The organism is Butyricimonas faecalis (assembly GCF_003991565.1).
Lineage (GTDB): Bacteria > Bacteroidota > Bacteroidia > Bacteroidales > Marinifilaceae > Butyricimonas > Butyricimonas faecalis.
The window spans coordinates 207,424-226,828 of record NZ_CP032819.1; the positions used below are offsets into that span (position 1 = coordinate 207,424).

General features: G+C 38.9%; 14 protein-coding genes, 1 tRNA gene and 1 pseudogene. 6 read left to right on the forward strand and 10 right to left on the reverse strand.

Annotated elements, in window-relative coordinates:
* Positions 1-67: 67 nt before the first annotated feature.
* The 8 genes from D8S85_RS00855 to D8S85_RS00890 form a co-directional block, all read right to left on the reverse strand.
* Positions 68-2,572, reverse strand: coding sequence for an AsmA family protein (locus D8S85_RS00855; protein ID WP_106624380.1), 2,505 nt, complete (start codon positions 2,570-2,572; stop codon positions 68-70).
* A 446-nt stretch (positions 2,573-3,018) separates the two neighbouring features.
* Positions 3,019-4,620, reverse strand: coding sequence for a PKD-like family lipoprotein (locus D8S85_RS00860; protein ID WP_172726463.1), 1,602 nt, complete (start codon positions 4,618-4,620; stop codon positions 3,019-3,021).
* Positions 4,621-4,645: 25 nt separating this feature from the next.
* A complete protein-coding gene (locus D8S85_RS00865) occupies positions 4,646-5,344 on the reverse strand; it encodes a DUF4843 domain-containing protein (protein ID WP_106624382.1) in 699 nt (232 codons plus the stop codon).
* Between the two features lie 19 nt (positions 5,345-5,363).
* Positions 5,364-6,833: a RagB/SusD family nutrient uptake outer membrane protein gene (locus D8S85_RS00870; protein ID WP_106624383.1), complete on the reverse strand. Its 1,470-nt coding sequence runs from the start codon at positions 6,831-6,833 to the stop codon at positions 5,364-5,366.
* Between the two features lie 11 nt (positions 6,834-6,844).
* Positions 6,845-10,201 (reverse strand): SusC/RagA family TonB-linked outer membrane protein, encoded by a 3,357-nt coding sequence (locus D8S85_RS00875; protein WP_127074709.1) that lies wholly within the window; start codon positions 10,199-10,201, stop codon positions 6,845-6,847.
* 365 nt (positions 10,202-10,566) lie between these two features.
* The gene (locus D8S85_RS00880; RefSeq protein ID WP_106624385.1) at positions 10,567-11,616 is read right to left on the reverse strand and encodes a FecR family protein; all 1,050 of its coding nucleotides are present in this window, start codon (positions 11,614-11,616) and stop codon (positions 10,567-10,569) included.
* A gap of 71 nt (positions 11,617-11,687) precedes the next feature.
* Entirely contained in the window at positions 11,688-12,215 is a 528-nt protein-coding gene (locus D8S85_RS00885; protein WP_106624386.1) for a sigma-70 family RNA polymerase sigma factor, read from the reverse strand.
* 295 nt (positions 12,216-12,510) lie between these two features.
* Positions 12,511-13,005 carry a ComEA family DNA-binding protein gene (locus tag D8S85_RS00890; protein WP_228423307.1) on the reverse strand — a complete coding sequence of 165 codons (495 nt, stop codon included), beginning with the start codon at positions 13,003-13,005 and terminating at the stop codon, positions 12,511-12,513.
* Positions 13,006-13,739: 734 nt separating this feature from the next.
* Between D8S85_RS00890 and D8S85_RS00895 the strand changes: the two genes are divergently transcribed.
* Positions 13,740-13,812 (forward strand) — tRNA-Lys (locus D8S85_RS00895).
* Positions 13,813-13,891: 79 nt separating this feature from the next.
* Here D8S85_RS00895 and D8S85_RS21385 read toward each other — a convergent pair.
* Positions 13,892-14,062: a hypothetical protein gene (locus tag D8S85_RS21385; protein WP_158641675.1), complete on the reverse strand. Its 171-nt coding sequence runs from the start codon at positions 14,060-14,062 to the stop codon at positions 13,892-13,894.
* A gap of 210 nt (positions 14,063-14,272) precedes the next feature.
* Here D8S85_RS21385 and D8S85_RS00900 point away from each other — a divergent pair, with 210 nt between their 5' ends.
* A complete protein-coding gene (locus D8S85_RS00900) occupies positions 14,273-15,538 on the forward strand; it encodes an ATP-binding protein (RefSeq protein WP_106624388.1) in 1,266 nt (421 codons plus the stop codon).
* Here D8S85_RS00900 and D8S85_RS21725 read toward each other — a convergent pair.
* Positions 15,527-16,084, reverse strand: a pseudogene (locus tag D8S85_RS21725) (plasmid pRiA4b ORF-3 family protein). The gene D8S85_RS00900 and the pseudogene D8S85_RS21725 overlap by 12 nt on opposite strands.
* A 296-nt stretch (positions 16,085-16,380) precedes the next feature.
* Here D8S85_RS21725 and D8S85_RS00920 point away from each other — a divergent pair.
* The 4 genes from D8S85_RS00920 (at position 16,381) to D8S85_RS00935 (ending at position 19,311) form a co-directional block, all read left to right on the forward strand.
* On the forward strand, positions 16,381-16,929 hold the full coding sequence (locus tag D8S85_RS00920) for an FKBP-type peptidyl-prolyl cis-trans isomerase (protein WP_106624391.1): 549 nt from the start codon (positions 16,381-16,383) through the stop codon (positions 16,927-16,929).
* Positions 16,930-17,089: 160 nt separating this feature from the next.
* The gene (gene aroC / locus D8S85_RS00925; protein WP_106624392.1) at positions 17,090-18,169 is read left to right on the forward strand and encodes a chorismate synthase; all 1,080 of its coding nucleotides are present in this window, start codon (positions 17,090-17,092) and stop codon (positions 18,167-18,169) included.
* A gap of 83 nt (positions 18,170-18,252) precedes the next feature.
* Positions 18,253-18,543, forward strand: a complete 291-nt coding sequence (locus tag D8S85_RS00930; protein ID WP_106624393.1) for a hypothetical protein — start codon at positions 18,253-18,255, stop codon at positions 18,541-18,543.
* Positions 18,544-18,597: 54 nt separating this feature from the next.
* Positions 18,598-19,311, forward strand: coding sequence for a M48 family metallopeptidase (locus tag D8S85_RS00935; RefSeq protein WP_228423308.1), 714 nt, complete (start codon positions 18,598-18,600; stop codon positions 19,309-19,311).
* The last annotated feature ends 94 nt before the right edge of the window (positions 19,312-19,405 follow it).

Consider the following 19,405-nt stretch of genomic DNA (forward strand, 5'->3'; position numbering starts at 1 on the left):
TTGATGGAAAATATATAGGAGGAGCGTGGTAATTCTTTTAGAATAGTTTTACGCTCCTCCATTTCTTTTATTTGAATAGTTTATCCAATCCTTTCAAAAGGTTGTTTTTTAATTCTTTACCAGCTTCTTTTTCTATTTTTTTCAATGCTTTGGACAGATCGGGAGTAATTGTCGGTTTATCCAATGTACCACCAAGTTTGACATCAACGTCCAGGGATTGAATGTTATTGGCTCCGGGGATGGACTTCAGTACGTTGTCAATGTCTTTTCCGAAATATTTGCGGGCAATGTTCATAGACATCGTGTAATCCATTTTGCCATCAGCGGTTTGATTACCAGAGAATGTGGTTGGATTACCCGCGATATTAGTAGTAAATGGATCCACGATAATATTTCCTTGCTCTATCTTGAAATCTATTTTCAAGTTGGAAATGCTTAAACGGCTTAACTCGTCATTTTTCAGCAGGCTGGCTAGTTGGGTCATAGCTGGATTATCATTCAGAACAAATCCCTTGGTTGAGAGGCTACCTCCACCATTGACCGTCGTCATGATCGGGCTCATTTCCTTGTCTAATTCCGAACTGAATTTCATGGCAGCGGATATTTTACCATTACAGTTCATGGCGATCGGTAGGCTTTGCTTGATGAAAGAGAAGGCGTTGTATGCCGAGTGAATATCCATGTCGGTAACCCGCAAATTCAAGTCCACGGAGGGTTTGTCCGGGTTTGCCGTGTTGTAGGCCCCGTTCATGATCAGGTTGCCGTTCAGCATGTCCATGCTTAGGTTTTTTAGCGTGGCAATACCACCGGATGTTTCGATATTTCCCTTGATGGAGTTTATCACGAGACTGTCAAACAAGATTTCTTTGATATTCGTACCAAAGGCCAGTTCGATATTTTTGGGAATAGCCAATACGCTTGAAGTTTCTTCTGCCGGGGCAGAACTTTGTGTTGTTGTAGCCTGCGTCGTGTCGGACTCTGAAGTCGTCATGGTTGCCATGAATTCATTCAAATCTATTTTGTTTGAATTCAAAGTGAAGTTGCCTTTTAAAGTCTGATCTTTGAACATGTACGGTAGGTAGTTGGCAAGATAACCGGCCAAGGCGAAGTCTGAAGAGTTGATTTTTACTTTCAGGTCTTTCAAATTCAACCGGGCAGGGGTGATGGTTACCTCTCCGGATGGAACGGAAATTCCGGCAGGATAGTCTGCATTCTTGAATAACACGTTTTGTAAGGCGATCTTACCGTTTGCCGTGAATTTTTCATATTGTTCTTTCTCGATATATTGATATTTTCCATCAAAAGAGAGATCCGTTGTTAAAATTCCATTTAAAGTGATATCTTTTAATGGTAAAGCTTTTTTTAAACTCTCGAAATTGATAATGCCTTTCATTCCCCCTTTTAATGTCGGGTCGTCCGGGTTTACTACAAGCAGGTTCATGTTGAACGGGTTGTTGGCAACCGTGAAAGTCAGAGTGCTTAAATCAGCCCTGGTTTGCGCAATGGGTCCACCGGGGTTGGTGACAGCCAGTTTTAGATTGATTTTTTCAACCGATTCTGGAAGGTCCGGGTACTTCAGATTCGCGTTTAAAATGTTGAAACGCAAGTCAAAAGTGGGAAGGTGGTTCTCGTAATATTCCCCTTTTGCAGATAGGCTAAGTTGGAATTCTCCGGAAGTTTTGACACCCTCGATTTCTTTCTGGAAGTCTTTGGGAATTAACGCTAACAGGCTTTCGAATTTCGTGTCGGGTGCATTTAGATTCAAGTCCATCGTGTATTTATCGTCATCAATATCGATATTTCCGGTTAAATCTAATTTCAAGTCATTCAATGACATATCGTTTTTCTTGATGTCGAATTGGAGTTCTTTCAAGTTGGCAGCGATTTCAGCCTGCCAGTTGAAATCGGTGTTGTTAACCCATACGCTCTTTCCTTGACGTAAATATATGTTTTTCAGTTCCAATAACACGTTTAGTATGGTGTTCGTTTCGGAAAAATTTCCTTGCAATGCCATGTTTACGGCATCAATCCGGGCAAACATCTGTGCTTGCTCGTCTTGGTAATTTAACATCAAGTTACGTACTTCGATGTTGTTGAAAGCGATGGCGGTTTCCGATCCGGACTCTTCTGTGGTTTCCGTGGGTGTTTCTTCTGTTTTCACCTCTGTCGTGTCGGAGGGAACCATGATGTCCCAGTTGGCTTTTCCATCGACATTGACTTTAGGCATAAAATTACAATCTTTTAATAAAATATTATTGATTATGATCTCTTTACCGGAAATTAAGGAACGTAAATTTACGGATGCTTCGAAAAGAGGAATATTGATTAAAGTGTCCCGAGTGTCCGTTTCTTGCTTGGAAATGACCACGTTTTCTAGTGAAACGCTTAAGTTCGGGAAGTTCTTGAACATGCTTAGATGCACGTCCTCGATAGCCAGTTCGGCCTGGATGTATTTTGAGGACTTCTCCTCGATTAATCGTAGTATGTCACTTTTGAAAAAGGTGGGTATAACCATCAGAGTGACAATAATTAGCACGATAATAATTGCTAGTGTTACAAATACTTTTTTCATACGCTATAAGTTATGTGTGTTGTTTGCATCGTAAATGATAGTGTCGTAAATCATTTACGACAGACTATCATGTATTGTTCTATACAAAGTTATACAAAATTAAGCATGAAGAATCTAAAACAGAATAGAAATGGATGAAAAAAGTGTTTTTGGGAATAATTTAATGGTGTAAAGATATTATGTTATAATGTTTCCGTGTTCGACAATTTGATATTGAAGGAAAAATGGTTCGTTTATTGCTTGAAATATAGTTTCGTGTGCCGCTTCAGAGAATCTTGAGTATAGATTAGTAAAATAAAGAAGGAAACATCACAGATGTCGAAATAATGTATCCAATAAATTTTGGGGCCTAGATGTAGTAGAAGCACGGATATGAGTGAATAAATATAAAAAATAGCTGACTATTTTGGATTATAGCCAGCTTTTTCACTATGTGTATATTTAAATTAATTATATTGCATCATGGCTGATGTGTGTTTGTAGATAATATCAACAACTTCGCCATATCCTTCAAACTCTTTGTATATAGTCGGGTTGCCCTCTGATATAATGGAATTTCTGGAAGCATCAACAAAATGAACTTTTCCGTTTGTGGTTCCGATAGCAATTCCTGTATAACCGAACATCGTGTATCCTTCATTGAAACTTAAAGCCGTGATTGTAGCTTTTGCATTGAAAAATACGGTTGTTTTGTTTGTATTCACTTGATAACAATATAGTATGTCGTTATTTATACCGCCAGTGAAGAACAGATAATCACCGGAGCGATGACATAAGAACTTTGTTTTAGCAGTGATCTGATCTCCTTGAGGTAATTCTTTTAATATATCACTAACGGGGTTAATTTGTAATTTCCCAATAGATGAAGATGGCATGTAGCAAGATTGTATCCAGTGTTTTCCGTTTGCATCTTTTAAGATGAAGTAAAAATAGGCATCGTTCCAACTGGTCATCAGGTCGTCTTTATAAGGACAAGCGTATACCAGATTGTAATCCCCCAGATTGTCCAGCGGTACATAGTTTGCCGGCCATTCTCCTGCACTTGAGGATACGACAGCCATTCCTGCACGGTTGTTTCCTGCCATGGAAACTAGAATAAAACGTTTGTGTTCCGGTGTAGCGTCATACGCTAAAATCGTGTTTGTCATCGAGGAGTTTGCCGGTTGTGCCAATAGTGTGATATTACCACCACTGACACCGTTATCCACGTCAATATTCATAGGTATATTACTATAAGCATTGGATTGAAATGCATCCGAAATGGTAATCATGCGATTGTATAGACTTCCGTCACTGTTTAACAACAGGTTTATTCTCTCGTTGTAGCAAACATCCAACGGGTCGAATATTGTGGGAAGTTCTTCATTTACAAATTCATGTTTCGTTAAAATAACTTTTTTTAGAGTTACCCCATCCAATTCTAAGGAGCCTTGTCCACCGCGTTGAATAACGAGAATTTGATCGTTTGCACTGATACCTGAAGAAAAATGTTGAATTAATCTCACGGGATTGCTTCCCATGTCTTCTCCCTCGTGGAATTGTTTGTATAATTCTTTTTCATTCCAATATTTAAATCCATCTGGTGTTTCACCGTTACCAGGTACTTTTATGAATCCAAGACGGGAAGTCCCGCTACTTTCTTTATAAAGTACCATGAATCCTGTCTTGTAACGAGTTTCCACGCGGAGAATAAATATTCCACTGTTCTTATAGGAAATATTTGTTCTCTCGTCTGTCAAATATAATGACACGTAGAAGTCTTTGATTTCTGGGAAAATATATTTCAACACCTTATCATGTGAAATTGTGTCCTTGTCAACGATCCACGTGTAAGTGAAATAGACTTCATCTTCTGGATTTTTCCAAGTAATTTTGGGTTCGAGAACGAATTCTGTTCCTTCGATACAGGATGAGCCAAAGTTTGAGCTTCCCGGTAATTCTATTGTCACTAAATCTTGAGGCAAATAATTGTAATTCCCGTCGTCGTTCACACATGCATCTAATCCGCAGATGAACCATGCCCCAAATAATATCATTAATTTTCTCATAATATTCTTTCTTTTCATGTGATGGTTAATAACCTAATACAGGGATATCCGTGGACATATCGTCTAATCCCAATTCTTCGTCCGGATAAGGTGTTCCTGCATAACGTAACCGTAATAATTCCCGTTTGAATTGTAAAGCAAGGGCTCTACGCTCGTCATAGTTTTTGTTTTCCCAGTTACCGGTACCTGTAACATCAATTAATTTTTGGAATTTAGGTATGGAATATTTTCCCAAGAAAACATCTTCTACGTCATTATCCCACCATGCTGGACGGGATATCTCCGTGCTGAACCATATAATTTGTCGGGAATACAGGCTCTGCCCGCTAAGTATTTCCGTACCGTCAGCGATATCGACAACTAGCCGTACTTTTTGATTCAAGCCTTCCCGTTTTAACGTGATGTAAAGCGTGTCCATTGTTTGACCGGCTTTAAACAAAGCTTTGTCCGGTAGTGCAAATTGAGAGGATGATGCTGTTGTGTATTGACTGTTTGCTTTTAATACTATTTCTTTTGCCTCGGTTAAGGGCATACCCACAAGTTTTACGGGCAACGGTATTTCTATTTGTTGTACCGAACCGTAGAAGAAGAACGATATCTCCATTGAATCTGTGTAATCATTCACGAATTGCACGTAATGCTGTGAGTCATATAAAGGGATGTTTTCTTTGCTGCAAGCGTTCAATAACCCTGCTAATAAACCGAATAGTAATATTCTTTTCATAGTTGTTCTCCTTTATTGTTTAGAATACATCTTCTTTCTCCGGGATGGGAAGTATAAATTTATTTCCCACGTTTACGGTTTCTCCACCATTTTCGATGGATATGTTCAGGCGTTTGTAAAAGAAAAATAGTTGACCTTCCGTTAAATATTCCTTTTTCATTTCCAGCGTTAATTCCTTTTGGTAACGATTCATGTCAACTGTCCGGTTGTCGGCTTTGTATGCGTCCCTGACTTTTTGTAAGTATAGTTGGGCGTTCGTTGCGTCGCTGGTATTATAGCGACATTCGCTGATGATATAATACATTTCAGATAGACGCAATACCGGAATCAGGTTAAAATTCGGAGTGACATCAGGAACTTCCGTGTCGAAAGATTGCCACTTTAGTAAGTTGTATAATCCTGTTTCATAATTATATTCACCCAGATTCTTTCTCGAATCGTCCCCGTCTTCCGTGAAGAAGTCCGTCCATGCCTTTAGTGCAAAACGTGTGTTGTTTGTGGTTTTAAATTCGTCGTATAAGTCCGTTAATTTGTCATCATACAGGGCAAACATAATTTCCGATTTGTACTTGGTATGCAATCCTTTACCTGAAGTTAATTCACTTGTTGTGGCAAAACGTAACGCATCTTCACCACCTTCTGATGCTACAAAATGTTCCAGAACGAAACGAGCTTCTTTTTCAGCATTAGTTTCATCTCCGGCATACATGTATACCCGGGCGAGCAAACCGTGAATAGCCATGTAATTTAGTCGGATACCACGTGAATGGAAAAAGCGACCTAAATTTATATTTTGCGGGGTGTATCTCCATGTTGCAGAATACAAACCAGTTTCTGTTACATGAGTAGAATCAAAATAGGCTACCAGATCTTTAGCTTTCAACAGATCACCGATCACGAGTTGCAAGAAATCGGATGTTTTTTGTTTCGGTTCATATTTTGACGGGTAAGTCGTAAAATAAGGTAAGTACGTACCAGTTGCATTCACTTTTGGGGACGGGGCGAACAAACGTAATAAATCGAAGTGAATGAATGCGCGCAAGGCAAGGGCTTCTCCCTCGATTAAGTCTTTTTCTGCTTTTCCCAACGGGAAGAATGTTCCGTCTTTTTTTTGAATCTCTTCAATTAATTTGTTACAGTTTGCAATGGCATTATACATCTGTATCCATAGATTGTCGATCATTTTTTTGGTATCTGCCAGATCGTAGTTGTAAGTTGCGACTTCCGGGTAAGCTTTATTCAGCCTATCGGCATCGTAATCCTGTGCGAGTACGCTTATCAATCCCCACGAGAGTTCCCGCCCGTATAGACTTTGTTGAGAAAGTTCCCGGTATATTCCGTTCAATGCATTACGAAAGCCAGAATAGTCATCAAATAATTTTTCGTCCGTTACTTGATTTTTAGGAGAAACATCTAACCAGTTTCCACAACCATTCAAGGTAAATAAAGTGATGGTTGCCAGAATGATATAGTATTTTATTTTATTCATAGCATTATGATTTAGAAAGTTGCATTTAAAGAGAAATTAAATGTACGACTGAAAGGGTAGGATAGTCCTCTTTCTTGTTTCACATTCGAGATATGAGCGACATCACCCATTTGAAATTGCAGGCGGAGCATACTCAAACCGAAACGATGGATTAATTCACGATTAAAATCATAACTGAAACTCAATGAGGTGAAATCTATTGCGTTGTAGTCTTGCACGAATCTGGATGTCGGGCGTGTCGTTTCGCTTCTATCCTTGATATCTTTTAACGTGGTACGTTGTCCGGCTGATTCCCAGCGTTGTGTTAGTACGCGTTTGTCTGCGTTTTGGTAACGCAGGTCAACGCACTCCACTTTTTCCACGAGAGTCGTGTTGTATACTTGTGCGCCGAATTCATACATGAAGGAAGCGAACAATGAGAAATTCCTGTAACGCAGGTTTACCCCGAAACTACCTTGTGCATCCGGTTCCTTGTCTCCGAGAATCTGTTGTTGTGAGGAAACATAATCATAAGAAATTGTTCCGTCCCGGTTTACAAATATCTCTTTTCCATCACTTGGGTTGATACCCAAGGATTTCATACCCCAAATAGCTGTTAACGAACCGCCTTCCTCGTATTTTATAAGCGGTTTGGCATAGGTTAAGTTCTTTTTATCGTGTTCAAATTTGGCGAATTCCTCGTCAACACGGGTGTTGTATGCTTTTAATGACTCGGAGATTTTCATGATCCGGTTCTTGTTATGTGCCATGTTCCCGTATAGAATAACATCCCAGTTTTGCGTTTTGTATATGTTGGCACGTAGGATTATTTCATATCCTCGGTTTCGTACTTCTCCAAGATTATCCTTGTAAGACTCGAATCCCGTGGATACAGGAATAGTTACGTCCGTGATTAAATCTTTAGTCAATTTGTTATACCAATCGACTTCCAATGTGATGTTATCGTTAAATAATCCCAGAACCAGACGAAGATTTAATTCATTTGTCTTTTCCCATGTTAATTTATCATTACCCATGTAGAATAGCATCAGTCCGTTACCCGTGCCATAATACTTGTCCGAGATTTTATACGTGTGTTTTGCGGCGTAGGCGGGAAAGTTTACTTTACCGGTTTGTCCGTAAGTGCCGGTTAATCTTAGTTGGCTGATTTTATCCAATTTCTGTATAAAATCGTATTTGTGGAAATTGACTCCTGCACCGATAGCGTAGAATGAAGCTGTTTTATTATCTGTCCCGAATTCGGAAGAACCGTCCATTCGATAGGAGGCATCCAGTAGATAAATATCTTGAAAAGAATAGTTTAAAGCGGTATACACGCTGGATAAACGGGTATGATTATCGGAGAATGTAGGAGCATCCGATTTTTCAGCGTACATGGGGGAACTTAGCTCTCCAGAAGGGAACCCGCGGAAAGTGGTACTTTCGTAGCTGTATTTGTTCTCGTTTAATTCGACTCCAACTGAGAAATTGATATTGTGATAGCCTAAGGTCTTTACGTAATTGGCGAATGCTTTGAAGTTCCAGTTTATTGTTTCGGAATCGCTTTTGTCCAACGTCCCTTTTTGTACGCTTAAGTCCTCTGTACTACTTTTGAACGTGGCAGATTCCGGGTCGACGAAAACGGAAGACCATTCGTTTGTTTTCGTGATCGAAAATTGGGCTTTCATTTGGAATCCATCCATGATATACCAGTTCACCCCCAGATTATCAGTCAATGAACTATAATTATTGTGGCTGAAATTCTTCATTAGTTTTGCCTCGTAATAAGGATTTAAACGTGTATCGTTAATATGCCATTTTAAGTCGTTCACGTAGTTCCCTTCAATATCTTTGTAAGACACGTAAGGCAGGCGGCGAGTATATTCACTGAAATCCCCGTAAGGAGAGTTTGTACCTTTGGTAACATCATAATTGACTTCGTTGCGCAATTGTAAGTTCTTTACCCGGTAATCCAGCATAAAAGAAGAGCCGATACGAGTTCTCCCAGACTCTTTCATTACTCCGTTTTGTACGTCGTAACGCATGGTGATACCAAATCGAAAATTGTTGGAACCACCTTCGACAAACAGACTGTGTTTGTGATTAAAGGGATTTCTCAATGGTAAGGAAATCCAATCAGTGTTTACGCCTGCCATGATGTTGTTTCTTTTTTCGGTATATTCTTGTTGCAAGCTTTGGTATGTTACGGGTGCTTCAGAGTCAAAAAAGCCTGCCAAGCGTTCAGCCTCCAACTTCTCACTTGCGTTCATCAAGTTGTAGCCAGAGATATCCGGTACAGTTAATTCTCCCATGAAATCGTAGGAAACACGAAGTTTGCCGGGTTGCGGAGCCACGGTTTCAATCACAATCACACCATTGGCGGCACGGGAACCATACAAGGCTGTTGCGGCAGCATCTTTCAGAATCGTGATGTTCGCTATCCGGTTAGGGTCGAAGTCGTACACTTTATCTATTTTGACTTCATATCCGTCCATGATAAACAGGGGTGAGTTGGGGTTATTCTGTAAGGCTGTTTTGGATACGGAATTTTTGTCGAGTTCCATAACGCCCACACCAGAGCGCCCGCGGATGTAAAATTCGGGGACTGTATTCGGGTCGGACCCCATGTCGTTATTTTTCATGATGCGTAAAGAAGGATCGAAGACCTGTAATGCCGATATGACATTTCGTGAAGCAACCTTTAATAATTCTTTTTTCTCTACCCGGATAGCTGAGCCCGTGAAACTGGATTTTTTTACGTTAGCGTAACCGGTAACCACAACATCTTTCAGGCTTTCTTTTTTCTCCTGGAGAATAATCTTGAGCTCTTTCTGGTTTGATAGTTCGATATTTTGTGTTTCAAAACCAAGAAAACTAACCACTAGTGTGATGTTTTTGATATTCGGAAGTGTCAGTTTGAATTTGCCATCTTTACCCGTGGCAGAACCTATTTGTGTTCCCTTTATCATGATCGTTGTACCGGGTAAAGGGGTGTTATTCTCGTCAAGTACGACACCGCTGATTTCTTTATTCTGTGGTGTATTATCATTTTTTTCCTTTAATTTTATAACGATTGTATTGTCGATAATCTGATACGTGAAACCTGTATTTTCAAGGCAGAGTGTTAAAACTTGCGTGAAAGGTTTCTCTTCCACTTTCACGGTGACGAGCGGGGCTTTATTAACTATTTCCAAGTTATACAGGAATTCGTAACCTGTTTTGTTTTTTAGTTCTTTGAGGACATTTGCCAAAGTTTCATTTTTGAAATCGACACTGATGATCTTGTCCTGAATTTGAGTTCTGTTCCCTGCAAACGAGAGGGAGACAAAGCATAGGGTAAATGTTATTAACAGATACCGTTTTAGTGGGTTATTGATATTTCTTTTCATAAGTTGTGTTATGGTTTATGTTAATTATTTTAAGTATTAATTATCATAAAAGTTACACTCAATAAACGAACGTTTTATGAGCGTAAAAAGGAGAGAAAAATCTTTTTATGGAACTGCGACAAAATATTAATCACTTGATATATAGATGATAGTTTATTATTTGCGTGGCGTTTTAAAGCGTGCCTTTAAACAAGTAATAAACGTTGGATTAATGATATACATTCTCGTTTTAGATAGTTATACTTCATTGTATGATCCTCCCCTTTACCGATACTTTTCAGTTCGGTATTGAGTTTTTTAATGATTCGTTTATCGTGTCATTTCAGATTGATATCAAGATACAAAAATGACATTTACATTCTCTATTACTTTAGTTTAACAATTATATTATTCTTTTCCAGTTCAAACCTCACGTGTGTCGTTAATTCTATAATATTACAAATTTCTTTGATGCTACTGTATTTAGGTACGCTTCCCTCAAAATGATATTGTTTTGCTGCTTCATCCTTGAATGTAACTTGTACATCGTACCATCTAGATAATTTTTTCATGATGTTTTCCAAGCATTCGCTGTCAAAGTAGAAACGGTCGTTCATCCACGTGGTATAATAGTGCGGGTCTACTTTCTTTATGGATATTTTCCCGTCTTTCAGAACTGCCTGCTCGCCTGGGATTAATATTTGGCGTTTGTCCCCGTGTAATATTTCGATTTTTCCTTTTGCCAGCGTCGTGTGAGAATAATTGTCATCATTGTAATCCATCACGTTAAAAGCTGTTCCCAGTACTTTGATGGAGTAATCTTTTGTTGTTACGATAAACGGTTTTTCTTTATTCTCGGTTACGATGAAGAAAGCCTCACCTTCCAAGTGTACTTCCCGGACGGAATCTGAAAAGATAACGGGATACCTCAATGAGGAAGAGGAGTTTAGCCATACTTGGGTTCCATCGCAGAGTGTGATGTTATATTCTCCTTTAAGAGGAACTACAAGTGTGTTATAGATTTTTATTGTGTTGTTCGTTGTTTGTGGGGTATAGACGATTCCTTCGTCTTGCGTGGATGATATCTGGGTCCCATTGATTTCAGTCAACGAGAATGTATCTCCAGAAAGAACAAGTGAATTACCATTTGATGTATGTAAAATAGCTTTTTTATCACCCGGTAATATCTTTGCCAAGATTTGTTCGGTTCGCAAAGGAGTGTGATAGAGATTATTCTGTAAGAGATAAAACCCACATGCCAAAACAGGTAGTGTGAATATGGCAACACACTTTATTATTCGTATTTTACGTTTCTGATGAATGACAATTTGAAGTTTATCTTTCATTTGCATCCAATATTTGGGATGCTGAAGTTTTTTAATTTCAATCCATTCTTGAATAATCTGTTCATCTTTGTTTTCTTGCTCGTTTGGCATAGTTCTGTGTATTGTTTGTAATAATAACAAATATGATGCAGAATATACCTAGTCATTTCCTTAACTTTTTTTCATTTTCTCTTGAATTTAACATTTCGAAGAAAGAAAAGTAATATCAGAAGGTGTTTACGTAAATGCTTAAAAGCAGATGTCATGTGTGCTTTCACGGTATGATAAGAGATACCTAACTGCATGGAGACATCTTCATAACGTTGACCTTGTAGATATACCCGCTTGAATATCTCTTTGCATTTGGTTGGTAATGATTCAATGGCAGTATCCAGTCGTTCCAGTTGTTGCATATGGATGATTTCATCTTGTATATCTTTATCCGGGATGAATTCTTGAATGGGAGAGAGGCTAATCATTCTCTTTTTTGAGAAGTTTATGTAATTTAAAGAAGCGTTTTTCACACAAGTAAATAAAAATGAAGGAGTCGTATACTTCAGACGTTTGCTCTCGAACAAGTGCAGAAATACGTCTTGAACAATGTCTTCCGCTGGTTCTTGTGCTCCAATTAGCTTTCTAGAATAAAGAACCAGATGACTAAAGTAACGATTGAAAAGTTGTTCTAGTAGTATGATTTGATCCTTCTCCATGTTTTTGTGTGATATATTTTTGACAAAATTAGAATTTTTTCTCTAATGAACAATAATTTTCATTTAGTGTATGTCTGTGATTTTGTGTGAGATTTGAAGAATAATTTGATTTATGAGGGAGGTGATTTCCATTTTTCCTTTTCTACGTAAACCATTGGAAAAATTTTGCCCAAAACTTATTGTTTTCTTGATGGGAACTTTTTAATTTCGTGTTTAGAGGTTCTTGACAATCGGAATATTCGCTTCCTTCATAATTTTTCGCACAGATAAATAAACTACAGACGTGAAATAAAAATTATTTAAAGTAAGGTTTTATTTTTTTGAGTTTAAATAATGGTAAAATTTTTTGGGATTCTAGGATGGAGTAGTTGATTTTACCGAATTTTCGTTTGGCATTGAAGATGAGTTGAACATCTTCATACACTAAATAAGGATGATGCAGAACGGATTTAAAACTCATGGTGTCCAGATCCTTTTTCTTGATCAGTGCGGGATTTGCGGAGAAACAGGATAATAATGAATCTATATTCAGGTGTTGAAATTTAATTTCCTTGAGCTGTCGTGTAGAGTGAAAACCACCCAGTTGTTCCCGGTAACGCATGATCTTTTTTGCGTAATACGGTCCAATGCCCCGAATGCTGACCAATGTCGCACTATCTGCCGAATTGAGTTCAATTGCAAGGCGTTTTGGGGGAAGAGAGTGTGTTGTATCAGAAAATTGTGAATAAGGAATCAAGAAAACGGGGCATTCGTTTTTATGAATAGCCTGTGGCAGCACGAATAATGCCATGATAAGGATGCCCAGGGTGATGATTCCTTTTTTCTCCGATTTCCTGATAAACATAGTTGTGATTTAAGTTGTATAAATGCCATCACAATGTATGAAGTTTTTTCGGAATAATTGCTATATGGCGATGGTTATTTGTATGAATAATTCGGTTGCTTTTGACGTCATAGAGTGATCAAACTATATAGAGCCCCTATTAAAACAACAAAAGTATAACAAATCATGGTCACTAGCAGATCTTTACCGTGTATAAAATTTTTAGTAAGCTATTAGAATGCTATTAAAACGCTATTCTATATAGCGTTTTAATAGGGTTTTAATAGCGTTCTAATAGCGTTTTACACGGTAGTGATCCAGATGTAATCATATTTCAATCTTGATTTCGTGTATTAAATCGGACTAAATACCGGATTATTTTTCCATAACTATCTCTTCTAATTCTTTCCAAATCCTTGTGTGGGCGCTCTTCTTGTTTTATGCTGATTTATTTCGAACTCACGTTATTTAGGTGTGTTCATGAATGATTTTTTTGTAATTATTTGGTAAAACAAGTAACATATACTGATCATTTCAATCTTTTGTCCGAATTTACGATGAGGGAATGAGAGACTCAATTAAATCATAATGAGGTTTTTACTCTTTTCATGTAGAAAATGCGTGAAAATAATTCAAAATAAATTTGTGTGAGAAACAAAAAGATGTACCTTTGCAACCGCAATTGTGAAACACGATTGAAGGATTCAGTAGCTCAGCCGGTAGAGCACAACACTTTTAATGTTGGGGTCCTGGGTTCGAGTCCCAGCTGGATCACTAGAGGGGGAATTTATAGGTTCTCCCTTTTTTCTTATAAACAGGATATTACGTTGTAAATATCTTTCTCTCAGTGGGGTTACCGCCAAAAAAAGCGATAAATAGTCCACTTGATTCCAAAGAAAATCTGTGCAGATACATTTTTGTGATACCAATGTGACATCGCTTGTGATACCAAGCCTTGAAGACCTGATTCGCCGTTTGTAATTTCTGAAATTATTTCCGAGATTTGTTCATGTGTAAATTCCATAAATATTCATTTTTGAAAGTTGCATCACAAAAATAAAAAATTTGGGATTTACACACTTTTTGAAACACTATCCTTCTTTTTAAGACATACCAACTTTAGAATAGAAGATTTTTTATTCTGCAAATAAAATGATAAATTGTCATTTTTGTTTTGCGCACAAAATAAAAATACGCTATCTTTGTGCTGTTAGTAGAATAAAAACGGGAAGATATGGACAAGAATATTCTGAAAGTGGTTATAGCCGACAATCAACTGGAAGTCCCAAGATACAAGGTAATTCCTCGCGATTTCACTTTTGAGGAATTTGGGAACTACGTTTTTGTAGGTATCCGGCGAGCGGGAAAGTCTTACCTGCTATATCAACGGATGCAACAACTACTGGCGCAAGGTGTGCCGTGGGATGAAATACTTTATATCAATTTTGAAGATGAACGCCTTACAGGAATGAAAGCGGAGGATTTGAATCTGCTGTTAGAAGTTCATCTGGAAATGTACGGAAAGAAGCCTATCCTGTTTTTGGATGAGATACAAAACGTTTCCGGATGGGAAAAATTTACCCGTCGAATGGCTGACACCAAACATCGGGTTTACATCACGGGAAGTAATGCCAAAATGTTAAGTCAGGATATCCAAACGACTTTAGGAGGACGTTATATCCCAGTAGATGTTTATCCGTATTCTTTCAAAGAATTTTTGACAGCAAACAATGTTCCTGCAACTGCTAATCATCTCCTATCTACGGAAGGCAAAGCCGAAATATTACGAAAATTCAACGATTATTTCTACTTTGGTGGATTCCCGGAAGGAGCAGAGTTTTCTGCCAAGCGGGATTACCTGACCAGTGTTTATCAGAAAATTTATTTGGGAGATATTGCAGCCCGTCATACAGTAGATAATACGTTCGCTTTGCGTATCATGTTCAAGAAACTGGCTGAAAGCGTAAAACAACCCTTATCGTTTACCCGCATAGCGAATATCGTATCTTCAACCGGAGCAAAGGTAGGAACACAGACCGTTATTAATTATATGGAATACGCCAAAGATGCTTGGCTTATCAATCCCGTGCAAAACATAGCAGGTAAATTGGTCGATAAGGAAACTTCACCGAAGTACTACTTCACGGATAACGGTATTCTCAACCTCTTTTTATTGGATGGAAACACTTCTTTGTTGGAGAACATGGTAGCCGTAAATCTATTGCGTAAATACGGGCGAAATGATGCTGTTTATTTCTATAATCAAAGCATTGAAGTAGACTTCTACATTCCTGATGATTACACAGCGATTCAGGTATGCTACAATCTCGACAATAGCGACGGCACGTTTGATAGGGAAGTAAAAGCTTTGCTAAAAATTACCGAAGTATTAGAATGCAAGAAGCTGCTGATTATTACCCGTGATACGGAACGGGTGGTAGAAATGAACGGTAAAACAATTGAAGTCGTTCCGGTATGGAAATGGCTGTTAAGTTTGTAATATTTTATCGATATTAAAGGTGGTGGAGTCCCAGATTTCATCTTTGTCCAATCCTAGCCAATCTCGATATTTATCAGTGGCTTTACTGTCAGGCATTGTCTGGAAAATATTTTTCATATCCTCGTATCCATAGGGGCCGCCGCAATCTTCCGGAGGACAATTGCCCTTGCCTGAAAGGCAAAAAGCCTCTTTCCGTTTGTCGTCAAAAATTTTTTCCAGAGTTATTTCATGTACTCAATTATCTCCAAAATCATACACATATAAAAGTTTACGAAAATTGCCTATGAATAGGTCAGATAACCTAACTTTTGAAGCATCTAGAGTCTTGGCTTCAAAATCAAAATCATCTTCAGAAGGGACTGCGATCCGAATTGTACATTGATATTCCTTATCCTGGAACTCGAATAAATGATAATCTTCTCAACCGAAAACGGTTTGTATCACATCATGAAACCTCTGAAATGTAAAATCTGCCGGAATAATAATTTTTCTCCATACCGGAGGCTTGGATATGTTTTTAAGTTGAACCTTGAATTGATATACCATGATACTTTTGTGGAACTAATATACACGTTCAAAAATATAATATTAATTTGATGTGTTGATATATAGAATGTGAAATTTTCGTTCATATTGAAAAATAGTCATTAAAATGATGGATAAAATTACTGGTTCATTTGATAATGAAATGGTGCCACCATCTACTGTTCGTAACTAAATATGGTTAACGAACATATATAATTGGGATTTCATTTAAGCTTTTCTGAACTTTTAGCTTTTCGCTTTAAGCATTTCGCTTAATTAGTTGTATCTTTGCAGATGAATAATTAAAAAACAGAAAAATGATAACAAAGAATAAGTTTGTAACCGTGAGTTACGAGTTGAGAACGGCAGCGGATGCAGAACCCATTGAGATAGCTGATGAGAAGACTCCCTTGGAGTTTATTTGCGGCCAAGGGCAAACGCTGGAATATTTCGAGATGAACCTGTTGAACTTGAACACGGGAAATTCTTTCGATTTCCATATTCCGGCTGCTAATGCTTACGGTGAGGTGAATGAGGATATGATTGTTGAGTTACCTAAAGATATATTCGCAGAAGTTGAGGCTGAGGAGTTGATTCCCGGAAATGTGCTACCCATGCAGGATAGTCTGGGACGTCACCTGAATGGTACAATCGTTACCGTGGGCGATGATGTGGTAACTATGGATTTCAATCACCCGATGGCAGGAAAAGATTTATTCTTCAAGGGTAAAGTGTTGGCGGTAAGAGATGCTACTGACGAAGAATTAGAAAACTTACATTCACACAAATGTGGCGGTTGTCACGGTTGTGGATCTGATGGCGGTTGCGGTTCAGAGCATTCTTGTGGTGACGGTTGTTGCCACTAATCAAAATTGAAAATGCAGAATTGAAAATGGAAAATGAAGATGATCAAGTCTTGATTTTCCATTTTTTATACAGACCAAAAGTTTAATCCGCGTTGATCTTTGAATATTGAAGTGTTGCTCTCCTTCATTTTCAATTTTCAATTTTCAATTTTCAATTGTTATGAACACGATTGGTAGGTTATATACGTTAACTTCTTTTGGCGAATCACATGGGGAGGCGCTTGGGGGTGTGATTGACGGTTGTCCGGCGGGAATTCCCTTGTCCGAGGAAGAAATTCAACATGAGCTGAACCGAAGGAGACCGGGACAGTCTTCCGTGACAACTTCGAGAACGGAGGAAGATCGTGTCGAAATACTTTCAGGGATATTTGAAGGCGTGACGACGGGCTCACCTATCGGTTTTATCGTACGGAACAAGGATCAGCGGAGCCGGGATTATGATGCGATAAAGGATTTGTTCCGTCCGTCTCATGCCGACTACACGATGCAGGAGAAATATGGTGTTCGGGATTACCGGGGTGGAGGACGTTCCTCAGCCCGGGAACACGTGGTTCGTGTTGTAGGGGGAGCGGTAGCCCGTCAGGTTTTAAAGAGGTTAGGGGTTTCCATTTATGGATACACGTCTCAGGTGGGACCGATTGCGTTGAAAGAGTCTTATCACGAGTTTAATTTGGAGGAAACGGAAAACAACGTGGTTCGTTGTCCTGATTCGGTGGTAGCGAGGGAAATGGAATTGTTTATTCGAAAAGTACAGGAGGAACACGATAGCGTGGGAGGAGTGGTGAGTTGTGTTATCCGAGGTGTTCCTGTCGGTGTGGGAGAACCCGTGTTTGATCGTTTTCAGGCTCGGTTGGGATACTACATGATGGGAATTAATGCGGCAAAAGGTTTTGAGTATGGAGAGGGATTCCATGCTGCAAGTATGCGGGGTAGCGAGCATAATGATACATTCGTGATGGAAAACGGGCAAGTGAGGACTTTGGCAAATCATGCCGGGGGAATTTTGGGAGGAATCACGAGTGGGGAGGATATTTATTTCCGAGTTGCTTTTAAACCTGTGGCAACGATAGGACGGGAGCAACAAACCGTGAATCGTTTTGGGGAAGAGGTGACTTTCGTGGCCCAGGGACGTCATGATTCTTGTGTAGTGCCTCGTGCGGTACCTGTGGTAGAGGCGATGGCTGCCATGCTGGTGTTGGATATGATGCTGGAGGCGGGAAAAATACCTACTCGGGTATAAAAGAAGTAAATATTTTTTTTGAGAATAAGTTTGTTTAGGATAATATTCTTTATTAGTTTTGTTGGAAATTAAATATCAGTGTTATGGCAAGTATTAGAAGATTGAAGAAAGATGTTGATTATTTGACTTTTGCGGTAATCGCCGATTGTATGAATTACAATTCTAGTGTGGGAAAGAGCGAGTCGGAAGTTGTTAACATAGTGAAAAAGATGGTTGAATACAGAAATGAAACGAGAACTAAAATTTCTGCCCGTAAATCATTTAACGATAAGAAAGAAGTTAGAGCTTATTATAAAGGAATATCTATTGATTTATTGAAAACAGTAGACGGAGAATTTACCCGTTTAAGCGAGTTGGTAAAACAGCACGCTTAAATGATGATTGCCCCCAAATGTTTGAGCTACCATATTCTGTGGTAGCTTTTTTTGATGATGAATGACGAGATTATATTACCGGGAATCGGTAAGGTAAAGGTAAGACGGGGAAAGAATATCCGTTTTCTCTCAGTGCGAATCGCACCGGGCAGAGGTGTGTGGGTGAACGTTCCTTTCGGGGTAAGCGGACGGCAGGTAGAAGAATTCGTGCATACACAACGAGATTGGATTGAGCAGAATTTAGCGAAGATCAAAGTTTACGAGCAGGACACAGGGGTGGGGTTAGGTATGGATTCCGAAGTGAAGACAAAGTTTCACGTGCTGAAAGTGCTTGCTTGTGATGAACCTCGTCCATATTACAAGATTGAGGGGAAAGAAATTCGCCTATATATTCCTCGTGGTACGGCATACTCGAAGATTGCTCCCTACGTGGAGAATTTCTTGATAGAGATTTATCGCATGGAAAGCAAGCGTTATTTGCCGGGACGAGTAAAGGAATTGGCAGAGCAGTTCGGTTTCCGTTACCGGGCATTGTCTTTTCGGAATAATATATCAAACTGGGGCAGTTGTTCGGCAGATAATAATATCAGTTTGAACGTGAAATTGATGAAATTGCCGGATGAGATTATTGATTACGTGATTCTGCACGAGTTATGTCATACGGTTGAAAAAAATCATTCCAATAGTTTTTGGGCGTTGATGGAAAAAGTGTGTCCCGGGTGTATGCAAATGCGTCGTAGGTTACGTCTGTATAATACCAGAATTTGAACGGTATTTTTTCTTCACGGCTTGCCAGCCAGAACGTGAGGATGAACACAATCCCTAGCATAAATAATAACATTTCGACTCTTTTCATGATGCA